The organism is Lentzea waywayandensis, assembly GCF_900115955.1.
Taxonomy (GTDB): Bacteria; Actinomycetota; Actinomycetes; order Mycobacteriales; family Pseudonocardiaceae; genus Lentzea; species Lentzea waywayandensis.
The window spans coordinates 1-12,553 of the sequence record NZ_FOYL01000015.1 but is presented as its reverse complement, the minus strand read 5'-3'; the positions used below and the strand labels follow the sequence as shown (position 1 = coordinate 12,553).

Annotated in this window: 10 protein-coding genes; all 10 read right to left on the bottom strand. The window is 62.6% G+C overall.

Features of this window, described 5'->3' with window-relative positions; translation table 11 throughout:
• Positions 1-42: 42 nt before the first annotated feature.
• The gene (locus BM417_RS39110; protein WP_177320855.1) at positions 43-1,086 is read right to left on the bottom strand and encodes an integrase core domain-containing protein; all 1,044 of its coding nucleotides are present in this window, start codon (positions 1,084-1,086) and stop codon (positions 43-45) included.
• Between the two features lie 545 nt (positions 1,087-1,631).
• The gene (locus tag BM417_RS39105; RefSeq protein WP_093604996.1) at positions 1,632-1,865 is read right to left on the bottom strand and encodes an acyl carrier protein; all 234 of its coding nucleotides are present in this window, start codon (positions 1,863-1,865) and stop codon (positions 1,632-1,634) included.
• A 21-nt stretch (positions 1,866-1,886) separates the two neighbouring features.
• Positions 1,887-2,849, bottom strand: coding sequence for a beta-ketoacyl-ACP synthase 3 (locus BM417_RS39100; RefSeq protein WP_177320854.1), 963 nt, complete (start codon positions 2,847-2,849; stop codon positions 1,887-1,889).
• On the bottom strand, positions 2,846-4,603 hold the full coding sequence (locus BM417_RS39095) for a type I polyketide synthase (protein WP_245822576.1): 1,758 nt from the start codon (positions 4,601-4,603) through the stop codon (positions 2,846-2,848). The genes BM417_RS39100 and BM417_RS39095 overlap by 4 nt, the downstream gene beginning before the upstream one ends.
• Positions 4,600-5,868 (bottom strand): flavin-dependent oxidoreductase, encoded by a 1,269-nt coding sequence (locus BM417_RS39090; RefSeq protein WP_093604992.1) that lies wholly within the window; start codon positions 5,866-5,868, stop codon positions 4,600-4,602. Before BM417_RS39090 ends, BM417_RS39095 begins: the two co-directional genes overlap by 4 nt.
• Entirely contained in the window at positions 5,868-6,986 is a 1,119-nt protein-coding gene (locus BM417_RS39085; RefSeq protein ID WP_093604990.1) for a monodechloroaminopyrrolnitrin synthase PrnB family protein, read from the bottom strand. Before BM417_RS39085 ends, BM417_RS39090 begins: the two co-directional genes overlap by 1 nt.
• A gap of 1 nt (position 6,987) precedes the next feature.
• The gene (locus tag BM417_RS39080; RefSeq protein ID WP_143138996.1) at positions 6,988-7,338 is read right to left on the bottom strand and encodes a DoxX family protein; all 351 of its coding nucleotides are present in this window, start codon (positions 7,336-7,338) and stop codon (positions 6,988-6,990) included.
• A 1,650-nt stretch (positions 7,339-8,988) separates the two neighbouring features.
• A complete protein-coding gene (locus BM417_RS50000; RefSeq protein WP_093604986.1) occupies positions 8,989-9,213 on the bottom strand; it encodes a KTSC domain-containing protein in 225 nt (74 codons plus the stop codon).
• Between the two features lie 399 nt (positions 9,214-9,612).
• Entirely contained in the window at positions 9,613-9,825 is a 213-nt protein-coding gene (locus BM417_RS39065) for a hypothetical protein (RefSeq protein ID WP_093604984.1), read from the bottom strand.
• Between the two features lie 2,220 nt (positions 9,826-12,045).
• Positions 12,046-12,553: XdhC family protein (locus tag BM417_RS39055; RefSeq protein ID WP_177320853.1), on the bottom strand; the 508-nt coding region annotated here is incomplete at its 5' end.

Sequence of the window (12,553 nt, the reverse complement as noted above, 5' to 3'; positions counted from 1 at the left end):
TCCGTATCGACCTTGTGCCGCTCGAAAAGTCATCGCTGCACGTCACGCGGCGTATCTGTACTCGTTGATGAGTCCGCCGAGGAGTCGGGTGCGTAGCAGCCTGCTGGCCTTGAGGTCGTGCACGGCGGCGGGTTGTTCTTGAGCCTCGGGCGGTAGCTGGCCGCGCGCTTGGTGGGGTCGGTGCTTGTTGTAGTGGATCTCGTAGGCTGCGAGGACTTGACGTGCGTGGGCTTCTCCCATGATGAGGACGTGGTCGAGGATCTCGTGCCGGATGGTGCCGATGATGCGTTCGCAGTGGGCGTTCATCCGTGGTGTTTGCGGCGCGCTCTTGATCACGCGTAGTTCGTCGGCTTCGAAGACGGCGTCGAACACCTCGCTGTACTTGCCGTCGCGGTCGCGCAGCAGGAAGTGCAGTGACTCAATCCGCGTTCCGAGGTCGGCGACGAGGTTCCTGGCTTGCTGAACAGCCCAGTCTTGTGTCGGACGGGTGGTGACGCTGGTGATGTGCAGGCGTCTGGTGCCGTGTTCTAGGAACACCAACGCGTACAGGCGCTTGCCGAGCGCGGTGTCGATGTGGAAGAAGTTCGCAGCGATGATGCCCTCCGCTTGAGCGGTGAGGAACTCGCGCCAGGTGGGGCCGGATCGACGTGGCGCAGGATCAATGCCGGCCGCGTTCAAGATCTCCCAGACCGTCGAGGCGGCGATCCGGTGACCGAGCTGGGCCAGCTCGCCTTGGATCCGCCGATGCCCCCACCGCGGGTTCTCTGCTGCGAGCCGAAGCGCAAGCGCCTTGATCGCCGCACGGGTGGATGGGCGTCCGGTTCGTCGCGCGGTGTAGTCCCACTCCCAGGCGATGAACCTGCGATGCCAGCCGAGCACCGTGCCGGGCGTGACTGGGAAGACCTCGCGCCAGCGCGAAGGAGGTATCAGCTTGGATAGCGCGGCGAACCAGAATCGGTCCGCCGGCTCGTAGCGGACCGGGCCGGCCAACTGCCGGCGAAGCACGGGCTTCTCGTGCCGCAGCACGAGAAGCTCCGCATGCTTCGCTGCCTCACCGCGGAGCAACACCGACGCGGCGGACAGCACCTTCCAGTCACCTTGTGCAGCAGGGACACGATCACCCGAGCATGCTCTCAGCCTGAGAGAGATGCGCTGCCACGCTGCGGTGATGACTTTTCGAGCGGCACAGGATCGGGCCTCACCGGTCGCACGGTCCTGTCCGCGGAATCCCTGAGCGCCTTGCCGGTCAGCGAAGCTGATCCCGCGATAGTTGAGTCGTCAACACACGGTGCGGGCGAAGCGAGTCGGACCGAGACTCGGCAGCTTCAGGAAACTCACAGAAATCAATCTGCGATCTCCATGTGCGGGTGGAAAATGGTGTGAACAGGCATTCGTAGGCATTCGCATACCTATCTCAGAGATTCTTCGCGCTGAGCAGCATGTGGCAGGGATTCGTCGGCGGAGGAGTTGACCGGGACTGGGAATCGCGTCGCTCAGAACACACTTCTACCGGGGTGATGAGACTGAGTCTCAGCAGATTCGCACATGCGCGCGCTGGCGGATGTCTGGGCAAGGCGTGCGAGCGTGAACCCAAGTACTGCCTTTGTCGCTGCGGACGATAGGGGTGCGATTCAGTCAGATGTCGGGACGAGTTTCAGCAGGTCGGACACGGTCTTTGCGTCGAGGACGTCGACGTCGTCGAAGGTGTGCCCGAACTCCTTGTTCATGGCGAGTACCAGCTCCAGTCGGGTGATGGAGTCGATGTCCAGACCGCCATCTATCTCTGACTGCGGTGTGATGTCTTCGCTCGCCACTTTGGACCAACGCTCCAGTACCCTGGTCAATCTGCGGAATTTCTCATTCATGGTGACTCCTCGATGATCACTTCAGTCGACTTTCTCCACTGCGAGTTCGGGCCATCGCAGCGTCGTCGATCCCCAGGTGAAACCTGCACCGAATGCGGTTACCAGAACGAGCTCGCCAGGGTGCAGCTGGCTCGCTGTGACACCGTCCGCCATCGCAAGTGGGATTGACGCGGCGGAGGTGTTGCCGAACCGCTCGATGTTCGTCACCAGCCGGTCTGGTGGCAGTCCGAGCTGGTCGGCGATGGCCTGGAGGATTCTGATGTTCGCCTGGTGCCCGATGACTCGGTCCAGAGAAGACAGTGCGTAGCCGGCAGCCTCAACAGCTGCTGCCGATGACGCCGCCATGTTCTGCACGGCAGACATGAAGACTTGCCGGCCTTGCATCACGACGGATTCCCCGTGCTCGGCTTTGAGTAATCCGAGGTGCTCACCCTCGCTATGCAAGTCGAACGCGTGTAGAGCACCGAGTTCCTCCGCGTGCCCCGCTCGCAGGACGACCGCGCCCGCGCCGTCCGCGAGTAAGGGTGCGGTCATCGGATCGGTGGGGTCAGTGATCGAGGAAAGCGTGTCGGCGCCGATCAACAGCACACTCTCCGCAGTACGGGCCATGATCAGGCTCGACGCGACGGCAAGACCGTATACGAAACCGGTGCACGCCGCGTTGAGATCGAATGCGGGCGCAGAAAGTCCCAGCGCGGATGCGATTGCTGGCGCGGTGGCTGGAGTGATCCGGTCTGGAGTGGTGGTTGCCAGAACGACGTGGTCGACGGTCCTGACTCCGGCGGAACGCAGCGCACGCCGGCCTGCGGCAACAGCCAACGTTCCCGTGGATGTACCAGGTGAGATCCTCCGCCTGCTGCCGATTCCTGTCCGGGCGCGGATCCATTCGTCATCGCGACCGATCAGCCCCGCCACCTCGTCGTTGGACACCTCATTGGGCGGGGCCCACGCCCCCAGTCCGGCAAGCACCGCTGCGCGAGTCATGACGTCACCGCTACGTCATCAAGCCAGTAGTTGATTGTCTGCCAGGAGTAGTGCGGCAACGACACAACTTGGCCTTCACCTTCAAACACCTCTGCCCAGTCGGGAGAACCGCCCGCGCGGTACACCGCAGCCGTCACCGTCGCGGCCTCCACATCGGCCTGACCTGCGAGGTGTCGCTCCATCCTGTCCACGAGTTCATCCGCAGTAGTGGCGTCGAAAACAAGGCGATGAGCGTGGTGCTCCCTGCTCGTCGCTGCGCTGAAGCACACGTCGAGGAGAGATTCCTGGCGCCCCTGACCACCTGGCGAGAGATAGGTGATGTAGCGCCGCAGCATGTCGTCCAGTGCTGCGGGCGTACGCGCGGACACTGCGAACGGCAGCGTCCGGGTGACGTGAGCTTTGGATGCGCGTCGCCACATGGGGTCAGCCTCACCCACCACGAGGTGGCAGTTGACCGATGAGATTCCCTGACCGCTAATGCCTGCGATGGCGAGCCGGCCAACAGGCACGATCGGGTGCGGTTCGGTCGGCACTCGCACCGGCAGTTCGCTCCACGGCACCTTTGGGTTGGGGGTGTGGTGATGCAGGCTCGGTACGACTTGGCGGTGCCGCAGGCACAGCGCCGTCTTGATCAATGCCGCGATGCCCGCCGCACCTTCGGTGTGGCCGATGTTCGACTTGACGGATCCGACCAGGAGCGGCCTGTCTTGGTCGCGTTCCTCACCGAGCACTTCGCTCAATCCAGCGAACTCGATCGGATCAATCATGGGCGTGCCTGTGCCGTGTGCCTCGACGAAGTCGACCTCACCGGGTCTCACTCCGGCGTTCTCATAGGCCCACCGCAGCATCTGCACGTGCCCTTCGACCGATGGTGCCAGCAATGACCCGCTGCTGGCACCATCATTGGTAACCGCACTTCCCAGAACGACGGCGTGCACCCGATCTCCGTCGGCGAGTGCGTCGGCGAGCCGTTTCAGGACCACCACACCGACGCCGTCCGACGGTGCGAACCCGTTCGCCGACGCGTCCCCGAACTTGCACCGGCCATCCGGCGCCAGCATCCGAACCTGAGAGAGCAGCACATCCTCGTCCGGAATGAGCTTGAGATTCACGCCGGCCGCCAGCGCGATGTTCGTCTCGCCCAGACGCAAGCTCTGACAAGCAAGATGTACGGCGACGAGCGACGACGAGCACGCCGTATCCAGGGTGACGCTCGGCCCGCGGAGATCGAACGTGTAGGACAGGCGGCCCGAGAGCACCGACCGCTGGTTGTAGACCGAACTAGGGTTGATCGCTTCGATACCGCGTTTGGCGACGAGGTCCCAGTAGTCGAGGTGCATGCTGCCCACGTAGACACCCGTTCGGCTGCCCGCGAGCGCGGAAGGCACTTGTCCCGCGTCCTCAAACGCCTCCCACGCTGTCATCAACAGAAGCCGCTGCTGCGGATCGAGGCTGCGGGCTTCGTTCTCCGACATGTCGAAGAACTCCGCATCGAAATCGGCGATGCCATCGACGTACCCAGAGCGGAAGCTGATCACCTTCCCTGGTGCAGGACGCGGCGAGTACATCGCCTTCGCGTCGTAGCGCTCCGCAGGTGTTTCGCTGGTGGCGTCCATCCCCTCCCGCAGCAACTGCCACAGTGCGGCTACGTTGTTGGCGCCTGGGAAACGGCAGGACATCCCCACTACTGCGATCGCTTGATCCCCGCTGGCACCGCCCCAACTCGACGCGTGCTCTGGCATCTTGGTGCTCATCTCGTGCGCCTCGCTTCTGGTGAGATCTCGGGGCCGGTTCGTCTGTTCACCGAGTCGACGTCGAAGTTCCCCGCCAGTGCGTACTTCTGTGAGATGGCAGCGAGCTCTCCCTGCGTGAACACGTCGTTCACGTTGGCGAAGCCATGTGGTGCTCGTTCGTGTGCCACAGTGATCACTGCTTCCGGCCCCATACTCCGGTTCTTGATCTGCAGTTCGGTGGTTATCGGCCTGCGCTCGGTCTCGTAGGCGAGCAGTGCGCCATCAAGGGAGTCGTGCTCTGCCAACGCCGTCGCAAGAACCCAGGCATCCATCACAGCCTGGGTCGCGCCGTTGGAGCCCATCGGGTACATCGCGTGAGCCGCATCGCCGAGCAAGGTCACCCGACCAGACGTCCACCTCGGCAATGGATCGCGGTCCTGCATCGGATACTCGTGCACCTGCTCGGACTTGGCGATGATCGCCGAGATGTCCAGCCAGTCGAAGTTCCACACTGCGAAGGACGACGAGAGACGCCCGACATCGGAGGGGCCTCCGGTCCGAGGGGATGTGCCTCCGAGCGAGGGTTGAGCTGCAACCCAGTTCACCATCACACGGCCGGACTTCTCATCGGTGCGAATCGGGTACAGCACGATGCGCCGGACGTCATCGCCACTGACGATCATGGTGCGTCCGTCAAGGAACGGTTCTGTCCACGATGTTCCACGCCACATGACGACCCCGTTGCGCGCTGGTGCGCCTTGGTCCGGCCAGAGTGCCGTGCGGACCGCGGAATCGATGCCGTCGGCACCGATCACGAGATCACCATAGAAGGCGGTGAAGGTACCGTCGGCGTGTCCGACTCGTGCGTGTGCGCCAGCCTCGTCTTCGACAACATCTGTGATCGCCGCCCCGATGACAACGGCTTTATAACCTAGCCGTTCCCTGACTGTGGCCAGCAGAACTCCGTGCAGATCGCCACGATGGATCGAAAGCTGTGGAACCACGTATCCGGCCGCGGTGCCTCTGGGTTCAGCCCAGATTAGATCGCCATGACAGTTGTAGTAGCGTAGTTCGCTAGTCTGAACCGCCTGTGGGAGCAACTGGTCGAGCACGTTCAGATCACGTAGCACCTGTACCGCGTTGGGCAGGATGTTCAGCCCTACGCCGAGTGGCTCGATGTGTTGTGCCGCCTCCAGTACGACGATGTCGTTGATTCCTCTGTGGTGCAGGCTCAAGGCTGCTACAAGGCCACCGATGCCGGCGCCAGCGATCACCGTTCTCGCCATCAGCTCACGTCCTTCAGATGCGTGGTGACGGATCGTCGAAGCAGCGTCGAGATTGCCCTGGTCGAGTTGGTGATCGCTTCAAGCATCGCCACGCTCCCGCCGCCACTGCCGAGTTCGTACAGCCCGACGTCAGTCGCATACGCCTTCTTCGCGATGGTGAGATGCTTGCCCCGGAACACCATGAGTGACCGCACCGTGCGACACAGCGCCTCCGCGCTCGCGTACATCGCTAGCGGGAGCGCTTCCTCCGCCGAGCACCGCTGGAGTTCGTCGGTCACCCGCGTAACGAGCGACTTAGTACGGCGCCACTTTCCGTGCAACGGCTTCCAATGCTGCAAGCCGTACACAACGGAGTCGTCAGCGAACTCGAGGTATTCGTCTCCGCCGCGATCGCACGCCCACACCAGAAGGTCCACGATGGACAGGGGTACATGTGCTGCGGCTGGGCCGAGGTAGACCTCGTCGCCGACACGGATCTCCTCGAAGAACGGTCGCATAGTCTTGGCGAAGAACTCCGGTGTGACGTTGGCGAGGACCGTATCGATCGAGTCCTCCATGGACCCGACCAAAGCGGCGAGCTCGTTGGTGGCCAGGGCGAAGGTGAGGTCACCCGGTTCCGCGGAGTCGAGCACGGCACACAGGTCGACGGCGTCACTGAGACGTGGCAAGCTGATCCGCACCGCCGCCATGAGCAACCGTTCCATCGGCAGGCCGGTGTACATCCGCTCCCGACGCCCCATCGGATTCCACCTGATGTAGTGGTGGATGGTGTCGCGAGGAATCAATCCACTGCGCTGAGCGATCAGTCGCAGTACTGCCTCTAGTTCGGAGAACTCAGATAGCGGCTCTGTGCCGTTCCGCTTTATCGACCCGAGCAGGATGCCAAGATCGCGCATGGTGGCAAGAGTCTCCGGAACGGACATTCGCTCGACATCCGCCATCGAGGGAGCGATCTCCCGGATCAATGCGAGCAGCGTCGATACATCGCCAGCAGTGTTAGCCCGCCACACGACCGGAAGGAACCGATCAAAGTGGATCGGATCCAGGGCACGAACATGCTCGTCAGAAAACGCCAGCTCATCGGGTCCGCTACTGGCTCGCGCGTGAAGCAACGACATTTCAGCTGGCTGCGAAGAAGTATGCGATCGCCGCTGCGGCGAGCCCGAAGGCCCCAGCGGGTACCGCCTTGGCCACAGCGTCCTTGGCCTTGATGTGCACCGCAACCGCGCCGAACATCAGCGCGGTCAAGCCAATAGCCGCGCTGATGCCGAGTAGCGGCTGCTGAGCAAAACGCGCGGCGCACAATGCCAGCCCGCCGGCAAGCTCGGCAGCGCCGATGAGTCGGTAGACGCTGTAGTTGAAGCCGAAGCGCTTGGCATCCCCGCGCATCACCGCAACTCCTGCAAGCTTTGCTGCACCTCCGCCCATGAATAAGAGGCCGATTACCACAACAAAGACAGAGAACGCCACCGTAATCCTCAGTTCTGAGTTAATCGACTTTTGCGTCGGAGCGTCCAGGCTCAGACGTAGGGGTGAATCTAACCATCACGCGATGTCGGCTGGCCATGCCCGATCTTGCCATTTTTCGTGCCCAAAAAGCCCTGTTGCGCTATTTGGTCCAATGAGCTTGATTGCTAGTTGAGGTGTGTGCCGCGAGCCGATCTCAGCAAGCTTGCGTTCGCTCGCTGTCAACTCGTTTGGTTCCACTGATCGTGACAAATGTCCAGAACGTTGGTCTAGCGCGTCAACAACCACCTGCTTGGCCGGTGACGGTGGGTGAGTTCGGCTGCGTAGGCAGGTGTTGCCGGCGTCGTGTAGCCAGCGGCTGGCCTGCTTGAGGCTGATTCCGAGCAGTTGGGCGAGTACAGCGCAGGCATCTCGGCCGGGCAGCTCGCGTGCAGGGAGCGGCCGGCCGAGTCGTGGCACGGGATAGAGCCAGGTCTCGTGGTCAGGTGCGGGTCGACATCGCTGCTTGCAAGTAGTTCCAGGACCAGGTCTCCGACCATCGGAGGTAGCCAGATCGGTGTGATGGCCAGCGAGAGTTCCACGCCGTTCTGGCTGATGATCACATGCTTGGTGGTCAGTTGTGTGATGCGCGCGGCGCGTTGTGCGTGGAGCAGAGTAGGGAGTCCGGCGACGCGGCCGTGTCGTCGTTGAGGAGTCTCGGACCAGGTTCCAGCGTTCGCAGTGGTCGGCGAAAGACTTCGCGGATGCTCGTTCCTGAAGCGGGGGATCTCGATGCCGCCGGTGTGGCCGCGTACGACCACCCAGGTGACGAAGCAGTGCGATCAGGAGAAAAGGTCGATGGCGAGCCAGTCGTTGGAGGACGGCGGTCTCGCGCAGCTGCTGGAGGTGGTGCCAGGTAGCGAAGGGCTCCGCAGGATCTGTGGCTGGTCGGGTCCTTGAAACGGGCGATACGGCGTGCCACGGAATGTTCCAGCCTGGTCAGCAGTTCATCGCCTGCGGACAGGACACCAGCGTCGGCCATGATGGCACGCAGGAGCGTCATGGCTGTGGCAGAAGTCAGTCTGTCCAGCTGCTGGTGGCTCGCCGGGCCGGAGGCTGTGGCCAGTGCGGCAGGCATCTTCTGCGTTCGAACTCGGGCCACGCAGTTGAGTCCGGTCGTCGGGGCAGCAGCCGCCAGGGCGGTCACGACCAGCTCAACTTCAGCGCGAACGCTGCCGCTGGGGCCGGTGAGGAGTATGCGGATTGCGTCGGGCCAGGCGCAGGCGAAACAGACTCCGACACGGTGTTGCGATCCGATGGCAGCCCAACGGTCACACGGAATCTTGGTTGTGACGTCGCGCTTCTAGCAGGTCTGGCTCCGGCTCCCGGTTCCTGTTCGGCCGCCGTCTGACATCGACACGCCGACGAAGCTGAAGCTGTCTGGCTCCACGAACACCTTTAGCGCCACGGTCAACGCGGGACTTTGTCCAACCTGGATGCCAAGGACGTCGGCGGTTCGGTTGAGTCGTGCGGACGCGTCGCCGCTTCAGGTAGAGGAGACTCCCGCGGGAGCAGCGACTTCCGGCAACACCTTCCGCTATGACCCAGCTGGCGTCGTCTACTCCTTCAACCTCAACACGAAACTCCGCCGAAGACTGTCGGCATCTCTGTCGCTCAGCCGACCTGCCGATGCGGGTACCGGACCTTGATGTTCGCGTGGTGGTAACTGCCGTTGCTGGCAGCGTTGAGGAACGCGACGTGAACCTCGGTCGGGACGGCGTCGTACTTATAGGTGCGGCCGTTCTTGAAAGTCATCTCGAGGACAGCGGACGTGGCGACGTAGCTGATGCTGCGGATGTTGGTGGAGTCGACAGTCTGATGGTGCAGCGTACTCCTCAAGGTTGAACAGGTCGTTGAGCTGCCGGTTCACCTCGGTTGAGCGAAAATGTCGGTGGTGCGCGATACAACATGCGTAGCGGATTCGGGAGAGCCGATGACAGGTAGCGGGCGTGGTCGTGGCTGGGATCTGACTGCTCCGAACGGGTGCCGGTGGTGCGGTGTCGCCGAGCGGGAGCGCTACCGGCGGTGGAAGCTTCCCGCCGGATGACACCAGTGAGAGCCTCCGACCGATGAGCAGCGCAAAAGCCGGATGCTGGAGCGCCGGCGGGGTCCATCCGACTCTCAGGAGCGAGCTGGGAAGCGCATATTAGCCAGCTGACTCGGAGAGCTCTTGGAAGACCTCCCGGAGCTGGCGCGGTACCTCGTCGGGGCCGCGTAGGGAGAGCGCCAAGCCGACCATCATGGCTGGCTTGTCGCCTGCCCCTGCGGGCTCTGGGTTTGCGGCATCTCCTGGACGTCCGCGCTGAACTTGCCACCGCGGTGCGCCTCGAAACCGGCAGCGGTCCACGGCGTCCGGTTCTCGCGAGGCCAGAGTTCGTTCGCGATGCGGGCCCAGAGTTCATTGGCGAACAACTCTTCCAGTTCGCAGAAGTCATGCGGCTCTCCGACCAAGGTGACAACGCGCTCGACATGCTCGCCGAACGCCGTCCGCAGGGAACCGTCGTTGAAGATCTTCTGACGCCGGCTGTCGGCCGTCGATCATCACCCGCACGTTCCGGCCGTGGCTGACCAGGTAGCTCCCGAGGTGCAGGGCACCTTCGTTGTTGTTGCACGACCACAGCGCGATCCTCGCCGCCTGCAGCGACTTTCCCCGGCTCTTGCGGAAGAGACAAGAGAAAAGATCATGATGTGGTCAAGTGCGCGGTTGGAGATCTCTGGGCCGCTGACGCCGTTCGCGGCGAGTTTCACCGGGGTGGTTGGGTACAGGGGTTATGCGCCGGCAACGGTGCGGGCACACCGACGCCGCATGATCCACATGACCCGATGGATGCAGACAGCAAAATCGACTCCGCCGGTAAATTGGGTTCCTGGCGGCGCAACCGATCGGCGCCGCGAAGCGGCCGCACCAGTCCGGTGAGCACTCCCCGGAAGAGGAGAAGGGCCTCACGGCGATCTCTTTGGCTACTCGCCTGGGAACGCTGTTGCCGTGGACGGCTGTCAGCCTTTCCGGCGGGAACGGTAAAAGCCTGATCGGGATATCAGTCCCGTCTGGGTTGCCGTGTTTGTCGTGTCACTTTCGCGCTCTGGTCACCAGCGTCCGCTGTTGTGATTTTTGTCGTCGAGGCGTTGATCGAGCGGCCAGTCGGGTTCGGACAAGTCCATTTGGCGACGAGGTTTCGGTGCCACCGCAGTACGGTGTCTGGTGTTATCAGCCGGCGGTCCCGTGGCCAGTCTGGTAGCAGTCGCTCCAGCGCGGCAAGCACCGCACGGTCGGTCCAGTCCAGCCGCGGGCGGGGAGTGGTCCGGCGCGGTACGGCGACTTCATGTCGGGGCGCCAGCATTTCGACGTCCATGGTTGCGGAGGCCCGGCGAGCAGGATCAGCCAGGCAGCGAGTCGGGCGAAGATCAGGTACAGCATTCGTGCACGATCATCGTAGATCAACGGTCCGGCGCAGAGTTGTGACACCCCAAAGGGTTCGGCCTCGTCGGCGTGAGTCACTCCGTCGACGAGACCGAGATGTGCATGAACCGTCCCAGAGGATGCGCTGTGTGTCGAGAGCCAGTCCAGCCTCCTGCCTGTTTACGAGTTCAACAACCCGATCAACGATGAATCGGCACGTCGTGGTCAGTCAGCCGGCGTCCGGTTCGCTTCTGCCGCAAGAAGATGATCTCGGCCGCAATCGCAACTTCGGTCTGATCGAATGGCCGTGTCAGAAGTAGAAGGGCAAGAGTGTGTGCCCGGCCGGACACTCCTAGTGTGGATTGACGCGGCCGTTGGGTATCGTATTATTGCGCGTTCCCAAAGAACACCTATGTTGTGTTTCTTTTGGGTGTCGATGCTGTGCTGCTGGAGTTGAATAGTGGCCTATTTGGGCAGGCTCTATCGGGAGTCCCGAGGTTTGTTCGGGCTTGAATGAGGAGGTCGACGATACTGAGTGTCAAGAAGGCGGCTCGATTCGCAATCGCGCTCGCATTGGCCATCGCAACGGCTGGCATTGCTACCCCTCCGGCATCGGCTGTTTGGAGGAAGTCCATCAGCTGGAGCGGCGATCAAGCTGAAGTTGACAATAATCCGGGTAATGGTTCTCCTAGCTGGGTTTGGGTGTGGGACGGCAGCAACGATAATCAAGATGTCTTTATTCATGTTCACTTCTATAATGATGATTCAAGAACGGAAACATGGTCAATCGTGAAAGGCTCTACTCATAACTACTACAAAGATATTTGGCGGTTCCGAATCTGCAAGGAAACTCGAGGAGTTACACACTGGAACTGTTCCCCGTGGAAGGGGATGTAGACCCACGTTCCTTGGGAAGCCGGAGTGCGCTGATGGCTGCGGCGAGCGTTCATCATCGTACTTCGCGCATCTCGCGAGTTAAGGCTCGTACCGAAGTAACTACTCAGTCGCTGTCGCACCTGGTCGGGTGGTCGGCCAGGTGCTGCGGGCTCAGTCGATGCCGCAGTGAGGGCGTGCGGGACGAGCGGTCGGACGGCAAGCCGCCCGCACATGCGATCGTGTATCTCACGCTACGCCGGGGTGAAGACCACGCACCACAAGCACGGCGGCCACCTGGACGAACAGGCATACGACAGATCGGGGCGCCAGAAGATCGGCGCTTAGGTGGCGAGGGCCACTCCGGCCTTCGCCGTGTTGCCGGTCCAACAACCCGATCACCGGTGAATCGGTACGTTGATCTCCGTGAGGCGGCGTCCGGTTCCCTTCCACCGCAAGGAGATGATCTCGGCGGCAATCGCAACTGCGGTCTCTTCCGGGGTTCTGGCGCCGAGATCGAGCCCGATAGGCGACGACAACGCCGTAAGTTCGGATTCGGTCAGACCCGCTTTCCGCAACCGTTCCAGCCGATCTTCGTGCGTGCGCCGGGACCCCATCGCTCCGATGTAGCCGACCTTGAGTCGCAACGCGACTTCCAGCAGCGGCACGTCGAACTTCGGATCGTGCGTGAGAACGGCGATCACCGTGCGTTCGTCGAGCTTGGACGCTTCGCCTTCGAGGTACTTGTGCGGCCAGGCGACGACGACCTCGTCCGCCTCCGGAAAACGGCTGCGGGTCGCGAAGACCGGTCGCGCGTCGCAGACGGTGACCCGGTAGCCGAGGAACGCGCCGAGCCGGGCCATCGCGGCGGCGAAGTCGATCGCGCCGAACACGAGCATGCGCGGC

What these genes read in the sequence shown, in the direction of transcription:
- BM417_RS39105 (WP_093604996.1), bottom strand. Translation starts at nt 1,865, where the DNA reads ATGAATGAGAAATTCCGCAGATTGACCAGGGTACTGGAGCGTTGGTCC.
- BM417_RS39100 (WP_177320854.1), bottom strand. Translation starts at nt 2,849, where the DNA reads ATGACTCGCGCAGCGGTGCTTGCCGGACTGGGGGCGTGGGCCCCGCCC.
- BM417_RS39095 (WP_245822576.1), bottom strand. Translation starts at nt 4,603, where the DNA reads ATGAGCACCAAGATGCCAGAGCACGCGTCGAGTTGGGGCGGTGCCAGC.
- BM417_RS39090 (WP_093604992.1), bottom strand. Translation starts at nt 5,868, where the DNA reads ATGGCGAGAACGGTGATCGCTGGCGCCGGCATCGGTGGCCTTGTAGCA.
- BM417_RS39085 (WP_093604990.1), bottom strand. Translation starts at nt 6,986, where the DNA reads ATGTCGTTGCTTCACGCGCGAGCCAGTAGCGGACCCGATGAGCTGGCG.